The sequence below is a fragment of the Pandoraea cepalis genome, assembly GCF_902459625.1.
Classification (GTDB): domain Bacteria; phylum Pseudomonadota; class Gammaproteobacteria; order Burkholderiales; family Burkholderiaceae; genus Pandoraea; species Pandoraea cepalis.
In genome coordinates, this window is sequence record NZ_CABPRY010000012.1 from 40,456 (window position 1) to 66,570 (window position 26,115).

Annotated in this window: 24 protein-coding genes; 19 read left to right on the plus strand and 5 right to left on the minus strand. The window is 63.8% G+C overall.

Features of this window, described 5'->3' with window-relative positions; all coding sequences use genetic code 11:
* Positions 1 to 98: 98 nt before the first annotated feature.
* Positions 99 to 989, minus strand: coding sequence for a LysR substrate-binding domain-containing protein (locus PCE31107_RS19760; protein ID WP_150610382.1), 891 nt, complete (start codon positions 987 to 989; stop codon positions 99 to 101).
* A gap of 173 nt (positions 990 to 1,162) precedes the next feature.
* Here PCE31107_RS19760 and PCE31107_RS19765 point away from each other — a divergent pair, with 173 nt between their 5' ends.
* The 8 genes from PCE31107_RS19765 to PCE31107_RS19800 are packed head-to-tail and all read left to right on the plus strand — an operon-like array spanning position 1,163 to position 8,330.
* On the plus strand, positions 1,163 to 2,230 hold the full coding sequence (locus PCE31107_RS19765; RefSeq protein ID WP_017233413.1) for an ABC transporter substrate-binding protein: 1,068 nt from the start codon (positions 1,163 to 1,165) through the stop codon (positions 2,228 to 2,230).
* 23 nt (positions 2,231 to 2,253) lie between these two features.
* Positions 2,254 to 3,333: an ABC transporter ATP-binding protein gene (locus tag PCE31107_RS19770; protein ID WP_150610383.1), complete on the plus strand. Its 1,080-nt coding sequence runs from the start codon at positions 2,254 to 2,256 to the stop codon at positions 3,331 to 3,333.
* Positions 3,330 to 4,268 (plus strand): ABC transporter permease, encoded by a 939-nt coding sequence (locus PCE31107_RS19775; protein ID WP_246181897.1) that lies wholly within the window; start codon positions 3,330 to 3,332, stop codon positions 4,266 to 4,268. Before PCE31107_RS19770 ends, PCE31107_RS19775 begins: the two co-directional genes overlap by 4 nt.
* An 11-nt stretch (positions 4,269 to 4,279) precedes the next feature.
* Positions 4,280 to 5,095 (plus strand): ABC transporter permease, encoded by an 816-nt coding sequence (locus tag PCE31107_RS19780; RefSeq protein ID WP_039830192.1) that lies wholly within the window; start codon positions 4,280 to 4,282, stop codon positions 5,093 to 5,095.
* Positions 5,096 to 6,199 (plus strand): NAD(P)/FAD-dependent oxidoreductase, encoded by a 1,104-nt coding sequence (locus PCE31107_RS19785; protein ID WP_425494739.1) that lies wholly within the window; start codon positions 5,096 to 5,098, stop codon positions 6,197 to 6,199.
* Complete coding sequence (locus PCE31107_RS19790; protein ID WP_130026388.1) at positions 6,177 to 6,485, plus strand: (2Fe-2S)-binding protein; 309 nt, start codon at positions 6,177 to 6,179, stop codon at positions 6,483 to 6,485. The genes PCE31107_RS19785 and PCE31107_RS19790 overlap by 23 nt, the downstream gene beginning before the upstream one ends.
* Positions 6,482 to 7,915: an FAD/NAD(P)-dependent oxidoreductase gene (locus tag PCE31107_RS19795; RefSeq protein ID WP_150610385.1), complete on the plus strand. Its 1,434-nt coding sequence runs from the start codon at positions 6,482 to 6,484 to the stop codon at positions 7,913 to 7,915. Before PCE31107_RS19790 ends, PCE31107_RS19795 begins: the two co-directional genes overlap by 4 nt.
* Positions 7,916 to 7,973: 58 nt before the next feature.
* Positions 7,974 to 8,330: a RidA family protein gene (locus tag PCE31107_RS19800; protein ID WP_017233420.1), complete on the plus strand. Its 357-nt coding sequence runs from the start codon at positions 7,974 to 7,976 to the stop codon at positions 8,328 to 8,330.
* 107 nt (positions 8,331 to 8,437) lie between these two features.
* Here PCE31107_RS19800 and PCE31107_RS19805 read toward each other — a convergent pair whose 3' ends face one another.
* On the minus strand, positions 8,438 to 9,109 hold the full coding sequence (locus PCE31107_RS19805) for a Crp/Fnr family transcriptional regulator (RefSeq protein ID WP_130026386.1): 672 nt from the start codon (positions 9,107 to 9,109) through the stop codon (positions 8,438 to 8,440).
* A 334-nt stretch (positions 9,110 to 9,443) separates the two neighbouring features.
* On the opposite strand from PCE31107_RS19805, the gene PCE31107_RS19810 reads away from it, so the two are divergent.
* From PCE31107_RS19810 to PCE31107_RS19840, 7 genes are all read left to right on the plus strand, one after another.
* Positions 9,444 to 11,417: an AMP-dependent synthetase/ligase gene (locus PCE31107_RS19810; RefSeq protein ID WP_150610386.1), complete on the plus strand. Its 1,974-nt coding sequence runs from the start codon at positions 9,444 to 9,446 to the stop codon at positions 11,415 to 11,417.
* A 66-nt stretch (positions 11,418 to 11,483) separates the two neighbouring features.
* Positions 11,484 to 12,290: an ABC transporter ATP-binding protein gene (locus PCE31107_RS19815; protein WP_130026384.1), complete on the plus strand. Its 807-nt coding sequence runs from the start codon at positions 11,484 to 11,486 to the stop codon at positions 12,288 to 12,290.
* A 52-nt stretch (positions 12,291 to 12,342) separates the two neighbouring features.
* On the plus strand, positions 12,343 to 13,257 hold the full coding sequence (locus PCE31107_RS19820) for a branched-chain amino acid ABC transporter permease (RefSeq protein ID WP_130026383.1): 915 nt from the start codon (positions 12,343 to 12,345) through the stop codon (positions 13,255 to 13,257).
* Positions 13,258 to 13,312: 55 nt separating this feature from the next.
* Complete coding sequence (locus PCE31107_RS19825; protein WP_130026382.1) at positions 13,313 to 14,389, plus strand: branched-chain amino acid ABC transporter permease; 1,077 nt, start codon at positions 13,313 to 13,315, stop codon at positions 14,387 to 14,389.
* Between the two features lie 115 nt (positions 14,390 to 14,504).
* A complete protein-coding gene (locus PCE31107_RS19830) occupies positions 14,505 to 15,797 on the plus strand; it encodes an ABC transporter substrate-binding protein (RefSeq protein ID WP_240756317.1) in 1,293 nt (430 codons plus the stop codon).
* A gap of 80 nt (positions 15,798 to 15,877) precedes the next feature.
* Complete coding sequence (locus PCE31107_RS19835) at positions 15,878 to 16,690, plus strand: ABC transporter ATP-binding protein (RefSeq protein ID WP_150610387.1); 813 nt, start codon at positions 15,878 to 15,880, stop codon at positions 16,688 to 16,690.
* 74 nt (positions 16,691 to 16,764) lie between these two features.
* Positions 16,765 to 18,003 (plus strand): phenylacetate--CoA ligase family protein, encoded by a 1,239-nt coding sequence (locus PCE31107_RS19840; protein ID WP_130026380.1) that lies wholly within the window; start codon positions 16,765 to 16,767, stop codon positions 18,001 to 18,003.
* Positions 18,004 to 18,068: 65 nt separating this feature from the next.
* Here the strand turns inward: PCE31107_RS19840 and PCE31107_RS19845 are convergent, their stop codons facing one another.
* The 3 genes from PCE31107_RS19845 to PCE31107_RS19855 all read right to left on the minus strand — a co-directional run bounded on the left by PCE31107_RS19845 (position 18,069) and on the right by PCE31107_RS19855 (position 22,420).
* Positions 18,069 to 19,385 (minus strand): MFS transporter, encoded by a 1,317-nt coding sequence (locus tag PCE31107_RS19845; RefSeq protein ID WP_130026379.1) that lies wholly within the window; start codon positions 19,383 to 19,385, stop codon positions 18,069 to 18,071.
* Positions 19,386 to 19,478: 93 nt separating this feature from the next.
* Positions 19,479 to 20,669 (minus strand): CaiB/BaiF CoA transferase family protein, encoded by a 1,191-nt coding sequence (locus tag PCE31107_RS19850; RefSeq protein WP_150610388.1) that lies wholly within the window; start codon positions 20,667 to 20,669, stop codon positions 19,479 to 19,481.
* Positions 20,666 to 22,420, minus strand: coding sequence for an acyl-CoA dehydrogenase family protein (locus tag PCE31107_RS19855; RefSeq protein ID WP_130026378.1), 1,755 nt, complete (start codon positions 22,418 to 22,420; stop codon positions 20,666 to 20,668). Before PCE31107_RS19855 ends, PCE31107_RS19850 begins: the two co-directional genes overlap by 4 nt.
* Before the next feature lie 142 nt (positions 22,421 to 22,562).
* Here PCE31107_RS19855 and PCE31107_RS19860 point away from each other — a divergent pair, with 142 nt between their 5' ends.
* From PCE31107_RS19860 to PCE31107_RS19875, 4 genes are all read left to right on the plus strand, one after another.
* Complete coding sequence (locus PCE31107_RS19860) at positions 22,563 to 23,456, plus strand: LysR family transcriptional regulator (RefSeq protein ID WP_150610389.1); 894 nt, start codon at positions 22,563 to 22,565, stop codon at positions 23,454 to 23,456.
* A 186-nt stretch (positions 23,457 to 23,642) separates the two neighbouring features.
* Positions 23,643 to 24,152 (plus strand): MaoC family dehydratase, encoded by a 510-nt coding sequence (locus tag PCE31107_RS19865; protein WP_130026376.1) that lies wholly within the window; start codon positions 23,643 to 23,645, stop codon positions 24,150 to 24,152.
* Between the two features lie 112 nt (positions 24,153 to 24,264).
* Complete coding sequence (locus PCE31107_RS19870) at positions 24,265 to 24,588, plus strand: hypothetical protein (protein ID WP_150610390.1); 324 nt, start codon at positions 24,265 to 24,267, stop codon at positions 24,586 to 24,588.
* A complete protein-coding gene (locus PCE31107_RS19875; RefSeq protein WP_150610391.1) occupies positions 24,569 to 26,092 on the plus strand; it encodes an amidase in 1,524 nt (507 codons plus the stop codon). Before PCE31107_RS19870 ends, PCE31107_RS19875 begins: the two co-directional genes overlap by 20 nt.
* Positions 26,093 to 26,115: the final 23 nt, after the last annotated feature.

Sequence of the window (26,115 nt, forward strand, 5' to 3'; positions counted from 1 at the left end):
TTTGGCATAGAGCGTGCCATTCGGCCGGAGGGCATTGCGCATGGGTGAGTCTCGCGTTGCGAATCAGGCTTTGCAGTGTCTCCCGGGGCGAGGATCGCTCAATCCCCGAACGCTTCGATCATGCGCTGTTTCGTGAACTCGACGAAAGCCTTCGCGAGTTGCGAGGGCGGGTGCTGGTTCGACGTGACCAGCGAGAAGCCCGACACGACCGATGGCTCGAACGGCTTGACGATGACGCGTCCCGCCGCGTACCGGGCCGTCACCTGGTCGATGATCGACACGCCCGCGCCGTGCTGCACAAGCACGCAAATCGCCGCGGACAGTTGCGACTCCGCGCTCATCACCCGATCGATCCGTCGCTCGGCAAAGATCTGGTCGATATACATCCGCCCATCGAACTCCTTCGGGTACGACACGAACGATTCGCCGCGCAAATCCTCAGGATGGATCACGTCGCGATCCGCGAGTCGATGTCCGTGCGGCAGGATGCAGCGCATGGGGGCGCGGTGCAGCGTTTCAATGTTCACGCCGGCATGCGTGATCGGGTGCGCGATGAACCCGACATCGCAACGCCGCCCGACCACCATATCGATAACGGTGCTCGACGCGTGAATCAGCAACGTCGTACTGATGCCCGGATGCTCGCGCATGAACCCCGTCATCGTGGTGGGCAGGAACTCCAGCGCGAGCGCGGGAGCGCCAGCGACATGTAGCGAGCCGCGCCGTAGCGACTTGATCTGCTCGGCCGTCTGCGCAATGCGATCGATGCCCGCAAACGAGCGCTCAACCTCCTCGAACAGCACCATCGCTTCGGGCGTCGGGTTCAGTCGGCCGTTGCTCCGGTCGAATAAGGAAAACCCTATATCCGCCTCGAGATCGTTGATCAGACGGGTGACCGCCGGTTGCGAAACGTGAAGCATGTCCGCAGCCCGAGTGACCGTCTGGCGCAGGATCAGCGCGCGAAATGCCTCCAACTGCCGGATCTTCATGGAAACCTCATCCCCTCACGCCATAACATTTATGTATGGGCGGGCGAAAAAATGTGATTTGACGGTGCTTGCGTCGAAAATGAACCTACGCAAACCACGCAGCAGGTTGTGGGTTTTTTGAAATTGCCGGGCCATAACATCACATAACCCTACTTCACGCAAGGAGCTTATCGATGAAGACTGTCGTTCCCCAAACGCTTCGCAAGCTTGCCCGCGCCGCGGCCATTTCGGTCGGTGTCGCCGGAACGGTATTCGGCGCCAGCGCTGCCTACGCCGACACCACGTTGTACGTCGGCGCTTACGGTGGTTCGTTTGAACAGATGCTCAAGAAGGACGTCATTCCCAGTTTCGAGCAGGCGAACCCCGGCACGAAGGTGGTGATCGTGCCCGGCGATTCGACGACCAACCTCGCGAAGTTGCAGGCGCAAAAAGGCAAGGCCGGCATGGATGTCGTCTTCCTCGATGACGGCCCCATGTACCAGGCCCTCCAGATGGGCTTTTGCGGCAAGCTCGCCGACGCGCCCGTCTATCACGATCTGTACGACATCGCGAAGTTCAAGGGCGGCAACGCCGTGGCGGCCGGCCTGATCGCCACAGGCATCGCCTACAACACACGAGTGTTCCAGGCGAAGGGCTGGCCCGCGCCGACGTCGTGGCAGGACCTGTCGGATCCGAAGTACAAGGGCAGGCTCGTGATGCCGAGCATCAAGAACACGTATGGCCTGCACGGGCTGCTGGTCGAATCGAAGATCAACGGCGGCAGCGACAGCAACATCGAACCGGGCTTCCGCGCGATGGAGAAGATCGCACCGAACGTGCTGTCGTTCGATCCGTCGCCGGGCAAGATCGCCGAGCTGTTCCAATCGGATGAGGTCGCCATCGCCGTGTGGGGCAACGGCCGCGTTCAGGCGTTGCGCCAACAGGGCATTCCGGCCGAGTTCGTGTATCCGAAGGAAGGGGCGGTGGCGCTTGCCATGGGCATGTGCGTGGTAGACAAGTCCGCCAACGAAGCGCTGGCGCAGAAGTTCGTCCAAATGATTCTCTCGCCGCAAGCCCAGGCCATTCTTGCCGAAAGTGCAGGTGTCGCGCCGTCGAACAAGAAGACGCAACTCTCCATGGCGGTGGCTGCGCGCGTGCCGTCGCCCGCACAGATCGACAAGCTCATCCGTGTCGACTGGGATGTCGTCAATGCGAAGCGTGCTGAATGGACGCAGCGCTGGAACCGTCAGATCGAGCGTTAAGTCGCACGGAGACCCTAAGCGCCATGAGCACTCCATATTTGCGTCTCGAGCAACTCGGCAAGCGCTTCGGTGAGACCGTCGCGGTCGAGGGCGTCGATCTTTCGATTGAACAGGGCGAATTCATCTCCCTGTTGGGCCCGTCCGGCTGCGGCAAGACCACCACGTTGCAGATGATCGCCGGATTCGTCGCCCCCAGCAGCGGCCGTATTCTGCTGGAGGGCCGCGACCTCACGCCGGTGCCGCCGGAAAAGCGCGGACTCGGGATCGTGTTCCAGAGTTACGCGCTGTTCCCCCACATGACCGTGGCGCAGAACGTTGCGTTCGGTCTGGACATGCGCCGCGTGGACCCCGGGCAGAAGCAGCGCCGCGTGCAGGACGCGCTGGAGCTGGTGCATCTCGGCCAGCACGCGCAGCGTTATCCGCGCGAACTCTCGGGCGGCCAGCGTCAGCGCGTGGCGTTGGCCCGGGCGCTGGTGATCGCACCGCCCGTGCTGTTGCTCGACGAACCGCTCTCGAATCTCGACGCCAAGCTGCGTGAGCAGATGCAGGACGAGTTGCGCGCGATTCAACGCAAGGTCGGCACGACCACCGTCATGGTGACGCACGATCAGGCCGAGGCGCTTGCGATCAGCGATCGCGTGGTGTTGCTCAACGCTGGGCGTGTGGTGCGCATCGATACGCCACATGAGGTCTATGAAGACCCGCGCGCCACGTTCGCCGCGCATTTCATCGGGCAGACCAATCTCATCTCCGGTCAACTCGATGTGCGCGGCGGCGTGGCGGTGCTCGACGCACAAGGGCACCGGCTCGCCGTGTCGCCCGCGCATGCGGGACAGGCGCCGGCGGCGGGGGGGAATGGCCCCGCGACATTCAGTCTGCGGCCCGAACGCATTCGCCTGACGTCGGCGACGGCGGGGCGGCTCGCGGGCCGAGTGGGCCAGCGCAGCTTCCACGGCAACCATTGGGTGCTGACCGTATCGACGGCCCTGGGCGAGCTGCGTGTGCTCGTGTCCAACGATGGCGTGGTGGCAGCCAACGACGGCGAGGCGGTGGGGCTCGACTGGGCCGACGATGCGTTGCGTCTCGTGCAGGAGGGGGCATGAATGCTGCGACGTCTACGCCGCCGGAGGCATCGGCCATGCCGGAAATGAAAGCGACGGTGGCAATCTCGCCGGAGATCGCCAGCCAGCGCCGCGCGGCCTGGGCGCTCGTCATGCCGGCGACGCTGTACTTCCTCGTGCTGCTCGCGGTGCCGCTCGTCCTGACGTTCGTGTTGAGCCTGCATGGCTTCGACGCGAACCTGGGCGGCGTGCTGCCGACGATCTCGCTGCAGCACTATGCCGACATTCTCACGGACAGTTATTTCTACGAGATCTTCCTGCGCACCTTGCTGCTCTCGGTCGGCGTGACGCTCCTCTGCGTGCTGGTGGGTGTGCCCGAAGCGTACTTCCTGTTCCGCATGCGCGATCCGTGGCGCTCGCTCTGCCTGGTGCTCGTGCTCGGGCCGCTGCTCATCTCGGTCGTTGTGCGAACGCTGGGTTGGTCGATCCTGCTGGGCCGCGAGGGGCTGGTGAACACGGTGCTCGTGAAGCTCGGGTTGATCGGACATCCCTTGCAGATGCTCTTCACGATGGGCGCGGTGACGGTGGCGCTGGTGCATGTGCTGGTGCCGCTCATGGTGCTCTCGGTGTGGACATCGCTCACCCGGCTCGATCCGGCGGTCGCACATGCGGCGCGCTCGCTCGGGGCAGGGCGTGCGACGGTGATGTGGCGCGTGGTGTTGCCGCAGATCACGCCGGGCATTCTCTCCGGCAGTCTGATCGTCTTTGCGTTGACGGCAAGCGCCTTTGCAACGCCGGCGCTGATCGGTGGCCGTCGCCTCAAAGTGGTCGCGACCACGGCTTACGACGAGTTCCTCGGTTCGCTGAACTGGCCGCTGGGGGCCGCGATTGCCATCGTCCTGCTGGTCGTGAATGTGGCCATCATCACCGGGTACAACCGCGCCATCGAGCGGCGCATCACGCGCCGTCTGGGCTGAGGGGAAAGCAGATGAATCAACAAGACTCTCGGTACGACCGCAATGGCGTGGGGGCGATCGCGTTTCACGTCGTGTTTCTCGTCTTCATCCTCGCGCCGCTGGTCGTGGTGTGTCTGGTCGCCTTCACGCCGGACGACTTCCTGTCCATTCCGACGCGGCACTTTTCGTTGCGCTGGTTCGCGTCGCTCATGAACGATGAAGACTTTCTGTCGGCGCTGCGCACGAGTTTGTGGCTGGGGGTGACGTCGGCCACCGTGTCGACGGTGTTGGCAGTCCCGGCGGCGATGGGGCTGGCGCGCTACCGCTTTCCGGGGCGCGCCGCGATCAACTCGTTCCTGCTCTCGCCGCTGATGATTCCGCCGGTGGTGCTCGGCATTGCGTTCCTGCGACTGTTCACGCTGATGAACATGGGCGGCTCGTTCGTGAGCCTCGTCGCTTGCCACGCGCTGCTGATCTTCCCGTATGCCCTGCGTCTGATCATGGCGGCGCTCGTGGGGCAGGCCGACGAAAGCGAACGTGCGGCGCGCTCGCTCGGCGCCGGACGCTGGACGACGTTTCGCCGCATCACGCTACCGGCGATCCTGCCGGGGCTGGCGGGCGGATGGGTGCTCGCTTTCATCAACAGTTTCGACGAACTGACGGCCACGATCTTCGTGACGGCGCCCACCACGATCACGTTGCCGGTGCGCATCTACATGAACATGAGCGAGACAGTGGACCCGAGTGTGGCCGCCATCTCCACGCTGCTCATCGGGCTGACGTTGGCGGTGATGCTGATCCTCGATCGCGTCTACGGGCTGAACAAGGTTCTGATCGGAAATCACTAAATCATGCAAAAAACATACGATATCGCCGTCATCGGCGGCGGCCTGGTCGGCATGGCGATTGCCTACGGGCTTGCCAAGCGCGGGCAACGCGTCGTCGTGTGCGATGGCGAAGACAACTCGCTGCGTGCCGCTCGCGGCAACTTCGGGCTGGTCTGGGTCCAAGGCAAAGGCGGCACCTGCACGAACTATGCCCGCTGGTCGCTGCACTCCGCCAACCTGTGGCAGAACCTGGCTGACGAGCTGTTCGCACGCACCGGCGTTTCCATCGGCTTTCAACGTCCCGGCGGGTTCAACATCGCCCAGACACCGGAGGAGCTGGCGAGCAAGGTCGAGAACATGCGCAAGCTGCAGGAGGCCGAACCGACCCTCGGGTACGAAGTGCTCGATCACAAGGCGCTTGCCGAGCGTCTGCCGGCCATCGGCCCCGACGTGGTGGGGGCCATCTATTCTCCGAACGACGGTCACGTCAGCCCGCTGTATACGCTGCGTGCACTGTTTGCCGCGTTCGAGCAGGCGGGCGGCGAGTATGCACCGAACCTGCGTGTGACCGATATTCGTCAGACCGGCAGCGCGTTTCGCGTGAGCATGGGCGATGTGTCGCTGGAGGCCGGCCGCGTCGTGCTCGCGGCCGGTCTGGGCAATCGCGATCTCGCGCCGATGGTAGGTCTACGCGCGCCAGTCAAACCGTTGCGCGGCCAGATCATCGTGACCGAGCGCGTCAAGCCGTTTCTCGACTATCCGACGATCTACGTGCGTCAGACCGTCGAGGGCTCGGTCATGCTCGGCGACTCGGCCGAAGACGTGGGCTTCAACGACGGTGTGACGCCCGACGTGCTCGCCGACATCGCCCGGCGCGGTATTGCACCGTTCCCGCTGCTCAAGAACGTGCGCGTGGTGCGTGCGTGGGGGGCGTTGCGGGTGATGACGGACGACGGTCTGCCGATTTACGAGGCCTCCGAGGCCTGCCCGGGCGCGTTCCTCGCGACCTGTCACAGCGGCGTGACGCTCGCCGCTGCGCATTGTGAAACCCTCGCGCCGTGGATTCTCGGCGCGCCGCGTCCTGCGCTTCTGGATCATTTCTATGCCAAACGTTTCGCTGCTTAAGTCGCTGGCGCGCAAGGATGGCGCGACGGTGAAAGTCTTTATCGAGGGCACGCCGGTCGACGTGCCGAGCGACATGAATGTGGCGGCCGCGCTGCTCTTCGCTGGCGTGACAGCGTGTCGGACCACACCGGTCACCGGCAGCGATCGCGCGCCGTTCTGCATGATGGGGGTGTGCTTCGATTGTCTCGTCGAGATCGACGGCGTGCCCAACCGGCAGGGGTGCATGACACCGGTGCGCGAAGGCATGCAGGTGCGTCGAATGAACGGTGCGAGGAGTGTGGCATGAGCACGAAAGTCGTGGATTTGTTGGTCGTCGGGGCTGGGCCTGCGGGATTGGCGGCGGCGCTCGAAGCGAAGCGTCATGGGCTCGAGCCGCTCGTCGTCGATGAGAACGGTTTGCCCGGCGGACAGATTTATCGCAGCGTGAGCCGCTCGCCGCTGGCCGACCCGGGCGTGCTCGGGCCGGACTATCTTCGTGGGCGCGGGCTCGTCGAAGCCTTTACGTCGGCCGGCATCGCCTATTGGCCGCAGACGCTCGCGTGGCAGATCGGCGCGGACAGACGCGTGTCGGTCACGCGCCAGGGCGCGGGCGGCGGAACGCTGCAGATCGAAGCCGGCGCCATCGTGCTCGCTGGCGGCGCGCAAGAACGACCGTTCCCGATTCCCGGCTGGACGGTGCCCGGCGTGATGGGCGTGGGGGCGGCGCAAACGTTGCTCAAGGCGTCGGCGCTGGTGCCCGACTCCCCGGCGGTGCTCGCCGGCTGCGGCCCGTTGCTCTATCTGTTTGCCTGGCAGCTCATCAAAGCCGGCGTGCCGGTACGTGCCATTCTCGACACGGCCGAGGCCAGCGGGCGTCGCGAGGCGTTGCGTCACGCGGGTGGGGCGTTGCGTGCGCCGTCGTATCTGATGAAGGGCTTCAAGCTGCTGCGGGCCATTCGTGCGGCGGGCGTGCGGCACGTCAAACATGTCGAAGCGCTGCGCGTGCTTGGAACCACGCACGCCGAGGGCATCGAGTATGTCGTGGGCGGGCGTACCGAGCGCATCGACACGTCGCTGGTGTTGCTGCATCAAGGGGTGATTCCGAACACGCAGGTCACGCGCTCGATCGGGTGCGAGCATGCATGGGACGACGCGCAACTGTGTTGGCATCCGAAGACGGACGCCTGGGGCGAGACGAGCCTGCCGGGCATTTTCGTCGCGGGGGACGGTGCGGGTATCGCCGGTGCGCTTGCCGCCGAACCGTCGGGACGACTCGCTGCCGTGCAGGCCGCGGTGAAGCTCGGCAAGCTCGACGCCGCGAAGCGCGACTCGCGCGCGCTGTCTCTGCGCCGTGAGCTGGCGGCCCATACGGCGATCCGCCCGTTCCTCGATGCGCTGTACCGGCCGGCTGAGGCGTTTCGCATACCGGCCGACGACAGCACCATCGTGTGCCGCTGCGAGGAGGTGACGGCGGGCGACGTGCGGCGCATGGCGGGCTTGGGCTGTGTCGGTCCGAATCAGACGAAGAGTTTTTCGCGTTGCGGCATGGGGCCATGTCAAGGCCGGTTCTGCGGCTTGACCGTGGCCGAACTGCTGGCCCAATCGCAGGGCTGTGCGGTGCCGGAGGTCGGGTACTATCGCATCCGTCCTCCGATCAAGCCGGTGACGTTGGGCGAGTTGGCCACCGCGGTCGACGGCGCCGACGTCCTGAGCGAACGTGCAGGCTTTCCCAAGTAGGTGAGGGGACTCGCGCCTCCCGCCCGCTACTTTTTTGAATCTTTTGGAGATGTGGTTAATGAGCGATATTCAACGCCATCACACGAACGCACGGATGAGCCGTGTCGTGGTGCATAACGGGACGGTCTACATCGGCGGCCAGACGGCGGACGATCGCAGTCAGGACATCACCGGGCAGACGCAACAAGTGCTCGCAAAGATCGATGGCTATCTCAAGGACGCCGGTATCGACAAGTCGCGCCTGCTCTCGGCGCAGGTCTGGGTGAAGGACATCGAGGCCGACTTCGCCGGCATGAACGCCGTGTGGGATGCGTGGACGAGCCCGGGCAATACCCCGACGCGCGCGACGGTGGAGGCGCGTCTGGCAGCCCCCGATCTGCTCGTCGAAATTGCCGTGATCGCCGCTGCCAAGTAATCGGCGCAACCTTAAGGTGTACGAATCGAGGGCCCGCGAATGTGCGCGGGCTTCTTCTTCATCGTCAGTGGTCGATGCGCGGCGCCGTGATGCCATGTCGGCGCCGCTTACATCCCGAATTCGCGTAGCCCTTCGAGGTCGAGGATCGTCAACACGCCGTAGTCGACCTTGACGAGCCTGGCCTGCTCCAGCACCTTGAGCGCCAGGTTGACGCGCTGCCGTGAAACGCCGGCGAGATAGCTCAGCTCTTCCTGTGAAATCTGTACGGTGGTGTCGACGGACGGATAGAGCGTCGGGTTGAACATCGACGACAGGGAGCGCGCAACGCGCGCGTCGGTGTCGAGTAATCGTTCGTGCTCGACCGCCGCGATGAACTGGCCCAGCCGCTCATTGAGCTGAAGCGTGAGAAAGCGATTGAAGGGAATGCTCGTGTCGAGCAACCAGTCGAACGTGGCAATCGGCATATGGGCAAGGACGGAATCGCGCAGTGCCATCACATCGTATTTTCGGTTCTCGCGCTTGAGCACCGAACCTTCCCCGAACCATGCCCCCGCAGGCACGCCCGTGAACGTGACGGACTTCCCGCTGGCCGATGCCGTCGCGATCTTCACCAGTCCGTCGATGACGCCAAACCAGGCGTGCGACGGGTCTCCCTTGCGGCACACGTAGCCACCGTTCTCGACCGGCCGCACCTGAATGTCGGCCGCGACACGTTCGCGTTGCGCTGGCGTTAGTCCTTGCGCCCATACGCTGCGTTGCAACAGGGTTTCGAGCGACATATAGGGACTTTCCCTTGATTGTCATCCGGGTGACAAATCCGTCGTGATCCATGAGGTATCGTCGCCTTGCCTGAGAACGGCGCGACAAGTCTTCACGGCGATTCGTGCACGACGCCGAAGTGCCAGTATAGAAGCTGCCTGTTGCCAGCGATAGTCGTCGCCGCTCCATGGTGCCGACGATCGAAAGCCATCGCGAATGACGCAGTGCCACTGAAAATGACGTCCGTCAGAGACGTTGCTAGCTGTAGAGAGCGTGCCACACGCACGCGCGCCGACCGAGCCACGCCACGCCCCTCGACACAAGTCGAATCGTGGCGAGACACAGGAGACAGGCATGCAGGAGCGGACCACTTTCCCGCGTTTGTTGTTGGCCCACGCGGCCACACGCGGCACCCGCACGGCATATCGGGAAAAAGATCTGGGGATCTGGCAATGCTGGAGCTGGCAGGCTGCCGCGCAAGAAGTCCGGATGCTGGCGTGCGCGCTGGCCGCCGCGGGCTTCAAGCGTGGAGATAACCTCGCCATTGTCGGTAATAACCGCGTTCGCCTGTACTGGGCAATGACGGCCGCGCAAGCGCTTGGCGGCGTCGCCGTGCCGCTCTATCAGGACGCCGTGGCAGCGGAAATGGCGCATGTGCTCGACGAGGCCGAAATCGATTTCGCCATCGTCGAAGATCAGGAGCAGGTCGACAAGCTGTTGGCGTTGCGCGCCCAGGTGCCGCGGCTATCCCACATCATTTACGAAGATTCGCGAGGCCTGCGGGGCTACGACGCCGCAGGACTGCAGTCATATGCGTCGGCCATCGAGCAGGGGCGCGAGTTCGACGCCAGGCATCCGCGCTACTTTGACGATGCCGTGGCTGCCGGCGAGCCCGACGATACGGCGACCATCCTTTATACCTCCGGCACGACGGGCAAGCCCAAGGGCGTATGCCATTCGCACGCGGGGCTGATTGGCGCAGCCTTTCACGGAAGTGCCTTCGATCGCCTCGGCCCCGGCGACGAAGTGCTGTCATACCTGCCGATGGCTTGGGTGGGTGATCATCTGTTTTCTTACGCGCAGGCACTGGTGGCGGGATTCACCGTCAACTGTCCGGAGTCGCCCGAAACCATCGCCACCGATATGCGCGAGATCGGGCCCACCTATTACTTTGCGCCGCCTCGCGTCTACGAGAATGTGCTCACGCAAGTGATGATTCGCATGGAAGATGCGAGTCGGGTCAAGCGCGTAATGTTCGCGCACTTCATGAACGTGGCGAACCGGTGCGGCGCGGCGGTGCTCGACGGTCGTGCGGTGTCGTGGCTCGATCGGGTGCAGTACGCGCTCGGGAATCTTTGTGTGTACGGTCCGCTGCGCAACACGCTCGGCATGAGCCGGATTCGCACGGCATACACCGCTGGCGAGGCGATTGGCCCGGATCTGTTCCGGTTCTATCGCGCAATCGGTATCAATCTGAAGCAGTTCTACGGGCAGACGGAGACGTGCGCATATGTCTGCCTGCAACCGGATCGCGAGGTGCGATTCGACAGCGTGGGGCCGGTCGCGCCCGGAATGGACATCAAGATCGCCGACAACGGGGAAGTGCTGGTGCGCGGGGTGGGCTTGCTCAAGGCGTACTACAAGCGGCCCGATGCCACGCGCGAAGCCCTCGACGAGGCTGGCTATTTCCGCACGGGCGACGCCGGCATCATCGATGCCGATGGTCATCTGCGCATCATCGATCGGGCCAAGGATGTCGGCAAACTGGCCTGTGGGTCGTTGTTCGCGCCGAAGTTCATCGAGAACAAGCTCAAGTTCTTCGCGTACATCAAGGAGGCGGTGGCATTCGGCGACGGTCGCGACGGGGTGTGTGCCTTCATCAACATCGACATGGATGCCGTGGGGAACTGGGCGGAGCGGCAGAACCTCGCATACGCCGGGTATGTGGACCTGGCCTGCCATCCGCGCGTCGCCGAACTGATTCTGGGTTGCGTGGAGACCGTGAATGCGGATCTCGCCAAGGAGAGCGCCTTTTCAGCCGCGCAGATTCAGCGCTTCGTCATTCTGCACAAGGAGCTGGATCCGGATGACGACGAACTGACGCGCACGCGCAAGGTGCGCCGCACGTTCATCGCGCAGAAATACGAGGTGCTGGTCGATGCCTTCTATTCAGGCAAGACGGTGCAATTCATCGAAACGCGCGTGAAGTTCGAGGACGGACGCGAAGGCAGCGTGAGTGCCACGCTCACGATACATCCGGCGCGTGTGATCGGTGCGCGCGAATCGGCAGACGACCCTGCGCCTGCGGCATTGCGCTGCGCCGCCTGAGCGTCGCATCGACCAGCGCATCGACCTCAACATTGGCACTCAGCCAGGCACTCAGCGGGAGAAGGCATGCACGACAACCGGACATTTGGCGAAGTCCTGCTCGATTTGCAGCACATCAGCCTGTCGTTTGGCGGCGTGAAGGCATTGACGGATATCTCGTTCGACGTTCGCGAGCACGAGATCCGCGCGATCATCGGCCCCAATGGCGCGGGCAAAAGTTCCATGCTCAACGTGATCAACGGCGTCTACCACCCGCAGCAGGGCGCGATTGTCTTCCGTGGGCAGTTGCGACAGCGAATGCATCCGACGTCGGCGGCGCGCCAGGGCGTGGCGCGCACGTTCCAGAACATCGCGCTGTTCAAGGGCATGACGGTGCTCGACAACATCATGACGGGCCGTAACACCCGAATGCGCTCGGGCCTGCTGGCCAGCGCGCTTTGGTGGGGCCGCGCGCGGGAAGAGGAAATGGCGAATCGCGTCAAGGTTGAAGAGATCATCGACTTTCTCGAAATTCAGCACATCCGGAAGACGCCGGTCGGACGTCTGCCTTACGGTCTGCAAAAGCGTGTCGAGTTGGCGCGCGCGCTTGCCGCCGAACCGGGGCTGCTGTTGCTCGACGAGCCGATGGCCGGCATGAATCTCGAAGAGAAGCGCGACATGTGCCGCTTCATCCTGGACGTCAACGAAGCGTTCGGCACGACGATTGTGTTGATCGAACACGACATGGGCGTTGTGATGGATATCTCCGATCGGGTCGTGGTGCTCGATTACGGCAAGAAGATCGGTGACGGAACCCCCGCTGAAGTCAGGGCGGACCCCGAGGTCATACGTGCCTATCTGGGAGTAGCGCACGGAATGCCCGCCGCCGAATGACGGCCTGGCGATAGACGATTGCCGGCAACGCGTTGGCAACTGGGAGACATCGATGCAGTTCTTTATGGAAATCCTGATCGGCGGGCTGCTCTCCGGGGTGATGTATTCCCTCGTCGCGCTCGGCTTCGTGCTGATCTTCAAGGCATCCGGCGTTTTCAACTTTGCCCAGGGTGCGATGGTGTATTTTGCGGCGCTGTCGGTGGTCGGCCTGATGGAGCACGGCTTGCCGCTGTGGCTGGCCGCGATTGGCGCATTCGGCGTCATGGTGTTGATGAGCCTGGCGACGGAGCGCTTCGTGCTGCGAAAGCTGGTGAATCAGTCGCCTATCACGTTGTTCATGGCGACGATCGGGCTGTCGTTCTTCCTCGAAGGCCTCGCGCCTTTGTTGTGGGGCAATGAGGTGCGTCCGCTGTCGCTGGGCATCGTCGACGAACCCATCGCATCGATCATGGACTCGACGGGCGTGCTCGTAAGCCGCTTCGATCTGGCCGCGGCCGGCATTGCCGCCGTGCTGGTGGCATTGCTGGCGTTGTTCTTCAAGGCCACGCGCATCGGCCGCGCGCTTCGTGCCGTGGCCGACGATCACCAGGCGGCGCTCTCGCTGGGTATTCCGTTGCAGCGCATCTGGGTCGTGGTGTGGAGCGTCTCGGGGTTCGTTGCGCTCGTTGCCGGCATGCTCTGGGGATCGCGCAACGGCGTGCAGTTCGCGCTGACGATGACCGCGCTCAAGGCGCTGCCGGTGCTGATCCTGGGAGGCTTCACGTCGATTCCGGGGGCGATTGTCGGGGGATTGATCATCGGCGCGGCGGAAAAGCTCGCAGAGATCTACGTGCCGCAACTGCTGGAAAGTCAGTTCAGTGGCAATTTCGGGGGCATCGAGGGCTGGTTCCCTTATGTCTTTGCCCTGCTGTTCCTGCTGGTTCGCCCGGAAGGACTGTTTGGCGAGCGGCATATCGATCGGGTCTGAGCCGACGGCTGTCAACTCGAAACGAACGTACAAGCATTTACCGCAGAGGCCATCCATGTTCTATCGCGAAGCCGGGCAGTTCAAGACCTCTTACGAAGCCGATAGCCAGATCTTCCCGATCCGCCAGGATCGGTTCGCCGTCTGCGCTTTGCTTGCCGTCGCGTTCGGCGTGCTGCCGTGGGTGGCCTCCGAATACTGGCTTACGGCGATTCTCGTGCCGTTTCTCGTGTTTTCGCTCGCGGCGCTGGGCCTCAACATCCTGACGGGCTATGCGGGGCAGTTGTCTCTGGGAACGGCGGCGTTCATGGCGGTGGGCGCCTACGCGTCGTACAACTTCCAGTTGCGCATCGAAGGCATGCCGATTCTTGCTTCGTTCGCGCTGGGCGGCGTTTGCGCCGCGCTCGTGGGCGTCGCGTTCGGCTTGCCATCGCTTCGCATCAAGGGCTTCTACCTGGCGGTCGCCACGCTGGCAGCGCAGTTCTTTGTGCTCTGGGTGCTGACGAAGTTTCCATGGCTCTCGAACCACAGTTCGTCCGGGGTGATCACCGCGCAGAAGATCTCGATGCTCGGTGTCGACGTTGACACGCCGGTACGCAAATACCTGTTCGTGCTCGGCGTCGTCACGGTGATGGCGTTCGTGGCGAAGAACCTGGTGCGATCACACATCGGTCGCGCGTGGATGGCGGTACGCGACATGGACGTCGCTGCCGAGGTGATCGGTATTCCGCTGATGCGCGTCAAATTGCTCGCCTTCGCGGTCAGCTCTTTCTATTGCGGTGTGGCTGGCGCGCTGTATGCCTACTGTTACCTAGGTTCCGTCGAGCCGGACGGCTTTTCGCTCGATCTATCCTTTCGCATCCTGTTCATGATCATTATCGGCGGCGTCGGCAGCGTTCTGGGGAGCTTTCTGGGCGCTGCATTCATTCTGCTGTTGCCGATTCTGCTCGATAGCGTGTTGCCGGCGATGGCCACGCTTATGCACCTGCCGTTCACCAATGCGACCGTTTCGCACATTCAGTTGATGGTGTTTGGCGGGCTCATCATCTTCTTCCTGATTGTCGAGCCGCATGGGCTGGCGCGGCTTTGGCAAATCGCCAAGGAGAAGTTGCGCATCTGGCCCTTCCCGCATTGAGGTTGGACACGGTGGCGCACGGTGCGTCGTGCGGTGCCGCGGCAGCGTTTGCCATGAAAAAAACCACAGACGGAGACACAGTATGAACACGAAACAATTGACGGCATCGTTAGGCATGGCGCTCGTGCTTGGCATGGGGATCACCGGCGCGTCGTTTGCGCAGTCGAACGATCAGTTCATCGCACTTGCCGACTACCGGGTCGGCCCGTACGGGGCGAACGGACAGTCCTTCTATGGCGGCTTTATCGACTATCTGCAATACGTGAATCTCAAGCATGGCGGTGTCAACGGCGTGAAGTTGACATGGGAGGAGTGCGAGACCGAGTACAACAACGCCAAGGGCGTGGAGTGCTACGAGCGTCTCAAGGGAAAGAACCTGGTCACCAAGGGCACGGCGTACCACGTGATGGCGACGGGCATTTCGTACGCGCTGATCGACAAGACAGCGACGGACAAGGTGCCGCTCGTGATGATGGGTTACGGCCGTACCGATGCGGTGGATGGTTCGGTATTCCCGTGGGCGTTCCCGCTGGTCACGACGTACCAGATGCAAGCGTCGGCCATTATCAAGTTCCTGGCCGACAAGAACCATGGCTCGTTGAACGGGAAGAAGATCGTCTACCTGTATCACGACTCGGCGTATGGCAAGGAGCCGATTGTCGCCTTGCAGGCCGAATCGAAGATCCACAAATTCAACCTGGTCGAGATTCCGGTGGCGCATCCGGGGAACGAGCAGGGCGCGCAATGGTTGCGAATCCGGCAGGAAAACCCCGACTACGTCGTGTTCTGGGGCTGGGGCGTGATGAACCAGACCGCGCTCAAGGCGGCGCAAAAGGTCGGTTATCCGCGCGACAGGATCGTCGGCAGCTGGTGGGCCGGCTCCGAGGAAGACACGATTCCGGCGGGCCCGGCGGCCAAGGGGTACATGAGCGCTACCTGGAACGTGGCGGGCAAGCAGGTGCCGCTGATCGCCGACATCGAGAAGGTGGTCTATGGCGCAGGCAAGGGCAATCTGCAAGATTCGTCGAAGGTTGGCTCCGTGCTCTACAACCGCGGCGTGTCTGCGGCGGTCGCCACGGTCGAGGCGCTCAATACCGCCCAGAACAAGTTCGGCAAGGGCCGGGTCATGACGCCGGAGCAGGTGCGTTGGGCGCTCGAGAATCTGAATATCGACGCGGCCCGCCTGAAGACCCTGGGCGCCACGGGACTGCTGCCCGACATCAAGACGAGCTGTGAGGATCACGAGGGCTCAGGCAAGGTGCGCATCCAGCAATGGGATGGGGCCAAGTGGGTGATGGTATCCGACTGGATCGAAGGCAATCGGCGTCTGATTCACCCGCTGTTCGAAGCGTCGGCCAAGCAGTATGCGAAAGAAAAGGGGATGACACCCGCCTGCTACAAGATGTGATCGACGCCGTCGTCCGCATGGCGAAGTGCAGTGCGGACGACGGTCGACGACCCACAGTCGCATCGATTCTGGAGTCACGCATGGAAGCGAGTTTGAGCGTCAACAATATCGAAGTCATCTACGACCACGTCATTCTCGTGCTCAAGGGCGTGTCGCTGACGGTGCCCGAGGGCAAGATCGTTGCACTGCTCGGGGCCAATGGGGCTGGCAAGAGTACGACGCTCAAGGCGATTTCGAATCTGCTGCAGGCCGAGCGCGGCGAAGTGACGAAAGGCACGATCGACTATCGCGGCGAGCGCGTCGAGAAGCTTACGCCGAACGGCCTCGTCACACGGGGCGTGATCCAGGTGATGGAGGGACGCCATTGCTTCGCGCACCTGACCATTGAAGAAAATCTGCTGACGGGAGGCTATGTGCGTCACGCGTCACGTAGCGCGCAACAACATGCGCTGGAGCGCATCTACGCCTATTTTCCGCGCTTGAAGACGCGACGCAAATCACAGGCGGGCTACACCTCGGGGGGCGAGCAACAGATGTGCGCGATCGGGCGCGCGATGATGGCGCAGCCGTCGATGGTGCTGCTCGATGAGCCGTCGATGGGGCTTGCACCGCAGATCGTCGAAGAGATCTTTGCGATCGTGCGTGATTTGAATCAGCGCGAGAACGTCAGTTTTCTGCTGGCAGAGCAGAACACGATGGTGGCGCTGCGCTATGCGGACTACGGCTACATCCTTGAGAACGGGCGCGTGGTGATGGACGGTGACGCGGCATCGCTGCGCGATAACGAGGACGTCAAGGAGTTCTATCTTGGCATCGCCAAGGACGGGGACAACAGTGTGGGGAGCTTCCGCAACGTCAAGAGCTATCGACGACGCAAGCGCTGGATTGCGTGAGCGCTTGAGCGCTCGCGCTTGCCCGTGTGGACGACTGTGCACCGATCGTTAATCCTCAACGTATTTCCGTCACTATGAACGATTACTTCGACAAGCTGGAAACCCGCGCGCCGGAGGTTCGCGAAAAGGCGCTGTTAGCGGCGTTGCCGACGCAGGTCGGACACGCTCGGGCGCACACGGCGTACTTTGCGCAGGCGCTCGGGGCGGTGGACGCGCGCGAGATCGTTTCGCGCGATGCACTGGCGGGTCTGCCGGTGACGCGCAAGTCCGACCTGACGGCGTTCCAGGTGCGCCATCCGCCGCTGGGGGGCTTGAATGCCACGCCTGTCGGCGCCCTGGCGCACGTCTATCAATCGCCCGGGCCGATCTATGAGCCGGACGGGCGCGGCAGCGACTGGTGGCGGTTTGCGCGCGCGATGTTTGCGGCGGGACTGCGCGCCGGTGATCTGGTCTACAACACCTACTCGTATCACTTCACGCCGGCCGGGATGATGATCGAGACCGGTGCGGCGCGGTTGGGCTGCTGCGTTTTTCCCGCGGGCGTCGGGCAGACCGAATTGCAGCTCGAGGCGATTCGACATTTGCGACCGGTCGCCTATGCAGGCACGCCGTCATTCCTGAAGATCCTGATGGAGAAGAGCGAATCGGTCGGTGCGGATGTCGGCAGTATTCGACGCGCTACCGTGTCCGGCGAGTCGCTGCCGCCTTCGTTGCGCGAGTGGTTCCGTGCGCGTGGCGTGACGGCACGGCAGTCGTATGGCACGGCGGATTTAGGATTGATTGCGTTCGAGAGCGACGCGCAGGCGGGCTTGATCGTTGACGAAAACGTGCTCGTCGAGCTGGTGGAGCCGGGCGGCACGAAGCCGGTGCCCGAGGGCGAAATTGGCGAAGTGGTTGTCACGAATTTCAATCCGGACTATCCGCTGATTCGGTTTGCGACGGGGGATTTGTCCGCCGTGGAGGCGGGGATCAGCCCTTGCGGGCGCACCAATATGCGGCTCAAGGGCTGGCTCGGACGCGCCGACCAGACGGTGAAGGTGCGCGGTATGTTCGTTCATCCGGGGCAGATTGGCGAGATTGCCAAGCGCTATCCGGAATTGGTGCGCCTGAGGCTAAGGGTAGAGGGGCGTGTCGGCGAGGATCGGATGCGCCTGATTTGCGAGACGAACACTGCGCCGCCGGAAGGCTTGGCCGCACGGGTGCAGCAAACGTTGCGCGACGTGACGCGACTGCGCGGGGACGTCGATTTCGTCGCCGCCGGAACACTGCCGGCCGATGGGACGTGGGTCGAAGATGCGAGAGCTTACGATTGAGTGTCGTGCCGCGGCAACGCCGATCGTCACACCGACCGACGTTGCCGCCCGAATCTGCCGAGGGCTTATTCCGGCACCGCCATCGACGCCGGTGCGCGATAGATGGACTTCTTCCATTGCAGCCCGATCAGGCAAACCAGCGACACGGCGGCGAGGGCGCTATAGAACAGTGCCAGCGGCCACCACTGTCCCGGCCACGCGTGGGCCAGCACGGTGCCGATCAATGGCGTCAGACCGCCGGCGATCGCCGCGCAGCACTGGTACGACAGCGAAATGGCGGAGTAGCGATAGCGTACGTCAAACGCTTCGGTCATGAGCCCAGCCATCACGGCATACGAACCCGACATGCACACCACCGCAATCCCGATGCCGATGACGATGGCCACGGGCCGCCCCGTCGACACCAGGGCGAACATGGGGTACGGCGAGAGCATCGCGAGCCCGGCGGCCCACGCGAGAAACTTGACCGGCCCGACACGCTGCGCGATCCACCCGGAAAAGAGCTGGTTGAAGAAGTGAACGAACGCCACCACGAACAGGCAGTCCAGGATCATCTCGCGGCTCAGCCCAAGCGTCTGGGTGGTGAAGCTGAGCATGAACGTGTTGAGGAACCATGCGCCGGCCACGCCGATCACGTTCGCGCCGAGGCAAAGCAGTACGGTGCCCCATGCGTTGCGCAGCACGTCGACGATCGGAAGGCGCGCAGGCTTCTCGCGTTCGATCGCTGCCGTGAACTCCGGGGACTCCGATACGCTCGCGCGGATGAATACACCAATGACGAGCAGCACCGCGCTGGCCAGGAAGGGCAAGCGCCAGCCCCAGCCCATTAGCGTTTCGCGCGGAAGATGTCCCACCGTCTTGAAGGCGAGCAGCGCGAGAATCAATCCGGCTGGGCTGCCGAGCTGGGCGAATGACGCAAGGAAGGTGCGCTTGCGTTGCGGCGCATGCTCGCCCGCCATCAGCACCGCGCCGCCCCATTCGCCGCCGATCGCAATGCCCTGGGCGATGCGCAGCACGACGAGGAGCGTGGGCGCCAGTACCCCGACGCTCGCATAAGTCGGCAGGAAGCCAATGCCGACGGTGCCGATCCCCATGATCGCCAGCGTGGCGACCAAGGCTTTCTTTCGGCCGATCCGGTCGCCGATGTGACCGAAGATCAAGCCCCCGAACGGACGCGCGAAGAACCCGACCGCAAACGTGCCGAACGATGCCAGCGTGGCGTAGAACGGATCGCCTTGCGGGAAGAAAAGCTTGTTGAAAATGAGCGCCGACGCCATCGCATAGATATAGAAGTCATACCATTCGATGGTGGTGCCGACGAAAGCGGCGAAGGCGGCACGGCCCGGCTGACGCGCCGGGCTGCCCTGAGCGTGGTTCTGCATGAAATGTCTCCAGGTGAGGATGGCCGGTCTCGATCGCCGGCTTGTTTCGAATGGGGGCTTCGACTGCGTGTTTCGGATGATCGGTAAGCGCGTTCAGCCTTTGAGCACCCCGGCGTCGAACAACCGCTGCTGCGTTGTTGCGTCCACACCGAGCGCGTCAAGCACGGCGCGGGTATCGCCGCCGAGGGAGGGCGGGGGCGTGCGATACGTCGCTGGCGTTCGCGAGAGCTTGATCGGAGTGCCGGTGCCGCGGTACGCGCCGATTTCGACGATCAGTTGGCGGTGGCGCGTATGCGGGTGCCGGGCGACGGCATCGACGGTTTGCACGGGCCCGCACGGCACGCCGCCACGAATCAGCTCGGCCGCGAGCGGCTCGCATGCATGGGCTTGCAGAAGCGTTTCCAGGATTTCCTTCAGCTCGCGGCGATGTTCGCAACGACTGCGGTTGTCCGCGAAACGCGCGTCGTCGGCGAGTTCGGGCGCGTTCAGATGCGACACCAGCTTCGCGAATTGCCGGTCGTTGCCGACAGCGAGAAAGATGGGCTCGGTCGCGGTTCGGTAGCTGTCGTACGGCGTGATGTTCGGATGCGCATTGCCGCTGCGTTGCGGCGTGCGGCCGTTGCCGAAGTAGTTGGGCAAGTGCGGATGCAACAACGAGACGGCACAGTCGTACAGCGCGATATCGAGCGACTGACCCCGACCGCTCTTTTCGCGTTCCGCGAGCGCCAGCAGAATGCCCGACAGCGCATTGAGCCCGGTGACCATGTCCACCACCGGAAGACCGACGCGCAGCGCGGGTCCTTCACTTTCGCCATTCACGCTCATCAACCCCGCCATCGCCTGAATGGCCGCGTCGTAGCCGGGCAGGCCGCCGAAGGTGCCGTCCGGCCCGAAGCCCGAGATCGCGCAGTGAATCAAGCGCGGATAGCGCTCGGCGAGCCTGGCGTATTCCATCCCCCAACGCTCGAGCGTGCCGGGTTTGAAGTTCTCCACGAGCACGTCGGCGCCGTCGAGTAGCTGCCACAGCACTTCGCGACCTTCCTCGCGGGACAGGTCGACGCAAATCCCTTGTTTATTCCGGTTGACGCCCACGAAGTACGAGGCCGTCTCGCCGACGAAGGGCGGGCCCCAGCCGCGCGTTTCGTCGCCGCCCGGGGGTTCGAGCTTGATCACTTGGGCGCCGTGGTCAGCGAGCGCCTGCGTGCAGTACGGGCCGCCCAGCACCCGGCTCAGGTCGATGACGCGAAGTCCCTGAAGGGCGCCGGTCACACGAGCGGCGCTCATCGCGCACCGCCTTCATGCGTGGGCATGAGCGACATCGCGGCGTCGAGGGAGACCGGCGTCTCATCGACCAACTGACGAAGCAACGGCGCATCGTCACGGACATCCTTCGGCGCGAGCGGGTCGCGCGGCAGCAGCTTGTGTTCGACGATGAGGAGGGCAAGGGCAAGCCGGCGAAAGTCGGGGGCGAGGCGCGCCGCTTCCGTCGCCATGAACACTGCCGTGGTCGCGTTGTACACGGCGCTTGCCACCTCGCGCACGTTTTCGTCGCGACCGCACTCCGCCACGCTGTCGAGCGCGGCGCTGGCGCGCTCGAATACGCCGCGCAGCAACGCGACGGTGGCCGGCGGCAATGCCGCATCGTCGAGCAGCGTATGAACGTACTGGCCGAGCGATGCCAGCGCGCCTTCGCGTCGTGTTGCCCGTGCCACGTCCAGCGCAACGATGTTGCTCGTGCCTTCCCAGATGGAGCCCAGATGCGCATCGCGCACGAGTCGCGGGTCGGCCCACTCCTCGATATAACCCACGCCACCCCGCACTTCCATCGCATCGCCCGTTGCCTTGCGAGCGTCTCGGCACGCGCGCAGCTTCACGAGCGGCGTGAGGATACGCACGCATTTGGCCGCCAGCGCTTCGCCGCGGTCGGCGCGGGGAAGGAGCGTCGCGATTTGCATGAACATCGATCGCGCCTGTTCCGCCGGCAACATGATCTTCATCAACTGGCGCTGCATCAGCGGCATCTCGATGAGCTTTCGACCGAAGGCCGAACGATGTCTCGCCACATGAAGCGCTTCGGTGAGGGCGCGGCGCATCAGGCCGGCCGCACGTACGCCATTGGACAGCCGCGACATGTTGATCATGTCCGCCATCTGCTGGAAGCCACGGCCCACTTCGCCGATGAGATAGGCCTCGGCGCCGTCGAGCACGATTTCGCCGCTTGCCATCGAGCGGCTGCCGAGTTTGTCTTTCAGCCGAACGATCTCATAACGGTTGCGCGTGCCGTCTTCAAGCACCTTCGGGAGCAGGAACAGCGCCAGTCCCTTCATGCCTTCGGGCGCGTCGTCCGGACGGGCGAGGACCATGGCCAAATCGGCATCGGCGTTCGAGCAGAACCACTTGTCGCCGGTCAGCTTCCAGACCTCGTTGCCGTCGGCATCGACGCCGCGCGTCGCGCGCGTCACAGTGCGTCCGGTATCGGAGCCTGCCGCCTGCTCAGTCATGAACATCGCGCCCTGGAAGAGCGTGTCGAAGTCCTGCGACACGAGCCTCGGCAGATAGCGGTCCACGAGCGCCTTCGACCCGAACTTGCGCAGCGTGCGCGTGAGCGAATCGGTCATGCTGACCGGGCAGCAGAGGCCGAATTCGGCCTGGACGAACAGGAACGTGAGCGCGTACTTGACGAGCGGTGGCGGCGCGTCGCTGCGATGACTCATCGAGGCGAGGCCGAGTTCGCTGTATGCCACGCGTTCGAGCGAGACGTAATCCGGGTGTTTCTCGATGTACTGGATCGCCTCGCCGCGGCGCGTGCGCGGGCGAAGCATGGGCGGATGGTGGTCGGCGGTCGTCGCCCATGCGTCGAGTTCGTCGGACGCGCGTTGTCCCAGTGCGACGAGTCTGTCGTGGACCCCATGGAACACCGTCTCGCCCAGGTAGCTCTTGAGCAGCGCGCCGAACGATGGGTCGCTAAGGAAGAAATTGATGCCGCGGCTATCGGGGATGTTAGACGTCTCGGGCGTTTGCCGAAGTTCGAGCATTCACTGTCTCCTGGATTATCGTGCGGCGCCTCGGCACCGTACCTTCTTGGAGACCAGCGTACGTTTCGGTCCGATAATCGTCCAATACAATTGATGGCACGTACGATAAGATCTATTTATCGTTATCCGGGGGAGCGCTTTCATGGAACTGAGGCAACTCAGATACTTCGTCGCCGTCGCGGAGGAATTGCATTTCGGCCGGGCGGCGCGTCGGCTCTTCATTTCGCAACCCGCACTGAGCTTCGACATTCGCCGCTTTGAGGAACAACTCGGGGTCAAGCTGCTTGAGCGGAGCAACAAGTCGGTGGCGCTGACCAATGCGGGGCAAGTGCTCCTGGGCGAAGCCCGGCGGCTGTTGGAGCAGGCGGAGGACGTGGCCAAGGTCACGCTGCAGTCCGCGCACGGGCTCGCGGGACGCCTGCGCATTGGGTTCGTCAACTCGATGCTCTACCGGGGGCTACCCGAAGCCGTGCAACAGTTCGAATCGGCGCATTCGTCGGTGGAGATTGTGCTCAAGGAGATGAACACGGCGGAGCAGGTGCGAGCGTTGCAGCAGTTGCAGATCGACCTGGGCTTTGCCCACTGGGGGCACTTTCCGGCTGAAGTCGAGACGCAGGTGTGGATGTCGGAGGCGTTGCTTTGTTGCCTGCCCGACGATCACAAGCTGGCGAAGCGGCGGCGCATCGACTTGCGTCAACTTTCGGACGAGCCGTTCATCCTGTTCCCGCGCACGGTGTCTCCGCATTACCACGACCAGATCATTGCCACATGTGTCGAGGCGGGGTTCAGTCCCCAGATCCGACACGAAGCACGGCTATGGCAAACGGTCGTGACGATGGTCGAATTTCAGATGGGGGTCGCGCTGGTGCCGGAAGCCTTGGCGCGCACCCGGTCTCAGCGGGCCGTCTTCATTCCGCTCGCACGAAACACGTTCTCCTCGCAAATTCTGCGGTTGACGCGCGCCGGCAGCCAACTGGATCTGACCGAACGCTTTCTCGCCGCGCTCACGACGGACGATCGAGCAAGGGCGCGCTGAATCTGCACCCCCAACGGATAGGCGACGGCCAGCCCGTTGGATCGGTTATAGGCCCCCCACCTCTAAGGGTTTCCCATCATCTTGACTTCGGCTTTTCTTTCGCCAATACTTTGTCCGTACAAAGTAATAAACACCGAACAAAGTCGGCGTACCCAGCGAAGTGATCGAATTCAGGAGGAGGGAGACATGGACGCACTGCAACCCCAGACGGAGACCACGCGCCGCATTCGTGCGAGCTACGGGCGCTATCTCGAGGAGTTCGAGGTTGGCGATATCTATGAGCACCGCCCCGGGCGCACCATCACCGAGGCCGACAACATTCACTTCTCGCTGCTGACGATGAACTTCCATCCGATGCATTGCGATGCCGCCCACGCGGCCAAGAGCGAATTCGGTCAACTGCTCGTCAATAGCGGACTGACGGTCGCCATCGTCCTCGGCATGACCGTCAACGACGTGAGCGGCAAGGCCATCGCCAATCTCGGCTGGAAAGAGATCAAGCTCACCGCCCCGGTGTTCTGCGGCGACACGCTTTACGCCGAATCGCAGGTCCTGGAGAAGCGCGAATCGCGCTCGCGTCCCACGCAAGGCATTGTCACCGTGCACACCCGCGCCTTTAACCAGAACGGCGTTCAGGTCATGGAATTCGTGCGCAGTGCACTGATTCCGAAACGCGGCCACGGCGTCGGCGACTGAGCCGGGCAGCTCGGCTCACACGGTACGTTCCAATCGACATCACGCGGGCTGCGCCGAGACGCTCTGCACCCGCGGTACGGCTCGCCGTGATGGCACGGCGATGGAGGCAAGGATGCAAGGCAACATCCGGCAAGGCGGTGCAGCAGCGATACCCGACTCGCTCGGTCATCCCCGAGACGTCAGCCCGACCGCAAGCCATTCCGTCCCCCCCGCCGAGGGATCCCGGCATGTCGACGCCACCAGCGCCGCGCGCTGGGTCGATCAGTTCGGCTCGGCACCGCTGAGCCCGGTGCATGCAGTCGCGCTCGCCAACGCCGCACACGGCATCACCGAGGCCGCCGCCGTGGCTGCGCGCGCGCTCGACTGGCTCACGCCCGATGCCTTCAACGTTACGCTGCGCCAGCAGGAGATAAGCGATGCGAACCCTGCACGCTGAGACAAACGACTCGGCAAAAGGCTCGGCAACGGACGCAGCTCCGGGGCGCGACATGTTCGGCGCCACGTGCGTCGAACGCACGGCCGTCGCGCTCGACGCAGCGGGGGCCGTCGGCCTTGCGGGCGGCTTCGTGCGTCTACGCGGCGATGCCGCGCTCGAACAGGCACGTGCCGTCGACCACGCGATCCGCGACGATGTCACGCTGCCCAACAGCCGCGTGTTGGGCGCGACCCTCGCGCACAAGGACATGTTTTTCCGCGCCGGTGAACTGACCGAATGTGGTAGCCGCATCCTCGCCGGGCATCGGCCGTCACAGACGGCCACGGTGCTCGCGCGCCTCGATGCCGCAGGCGCCGTGGATCTTGGTGCCCTGCACATGGCGGAGTTCGCCATGAGCCCGACAGGCTTCAACGCGCACCTCGGGCATGGCCGCAACGCCTGGTCGCCGGAGCACGTCAGTGGCGGGTCGTCCAGCGGCAGCGGCGTGGCCGTCGCGCGGGGTCTTGCGTTCGCCGCCCTCGGTTCCGATACCGGGGGCTCCGTCCGTATTCCCGCCGCCGTCAATGGCGTCACCGGCATCAAGCCGACCCAGCACGCGGTCTCCACGTACGGCGTGATGCCGCTGTCGCCGAGCCTCGATTGTGTCGGCGTGCTGGCGCGTACCGCGGCCGACGCGGCGGCGGTGCTCGAAACCGTCTGGGGGGCGGACACCAACGATCCCCATTGCCTGGTCAGCCAAGCCCGCGATTTCAATAGCGAGTTGGCACGGCCGTTGGGCGAGCACGATGTTGTCGCGGTGCCCGAATTCGACGCCACGGCCCTGATCTCCGACGAAATCCGTGCTGCCGTTGCACGGGTGACGCAAGCGCTCGAAGCCTGCGGCGCGACCGTTCGCAAAGTCCCGCTGCCCGATCTGCGCGAAGCCGGCGCGCTTGCCACGCTGATGCTCGGCGCCGAGGCCGCGTCGATTCACGGTCCGTGGCTGCGTGAGCGCCGCGACGCGTACGGCGAGCAGGTGTTGCGCCGGCTGGAGCGCGGCCTGCTGTATCCGGCCACACGCTACGTCGACGCGCTGCGCCTGCGAACCGGCTACACGCAGTCGTTCGTCGAGCGCTATCTGGCAGGGGCGCAGGCGCTGCTGCTGCCCACGTTGCCGTATTCGGTGCCGACCATCGCCGAGACGCTCGACGGCGATGCCGACGAGATCGAACGGCGCTTCGGCGACTTCTCCTACTGGACACGTGGCATCAACTACTTGGGCCTGCCGGCGGTTGCCGTGCCGGCCGGACGCACGCAGAACGGATTGCCGACCGGGGTGCAGCTGATCGGTCGCGCCTGGCGCGAAGATGTGTTGCTGCGTCTCGCACATCAGTTACAGCAACATACAGACTGGCACCTGCCGTCGGTGGACCGTATCGGGCCGCTCGACCGAGCAGCAAGGCCGGCGTGTCTTGATACGACGAGATCGTTAGCGTCGCAGTCAGCGATGGACAGGAAGAGGTAACGCAAGCCGAGAACGATGACGCC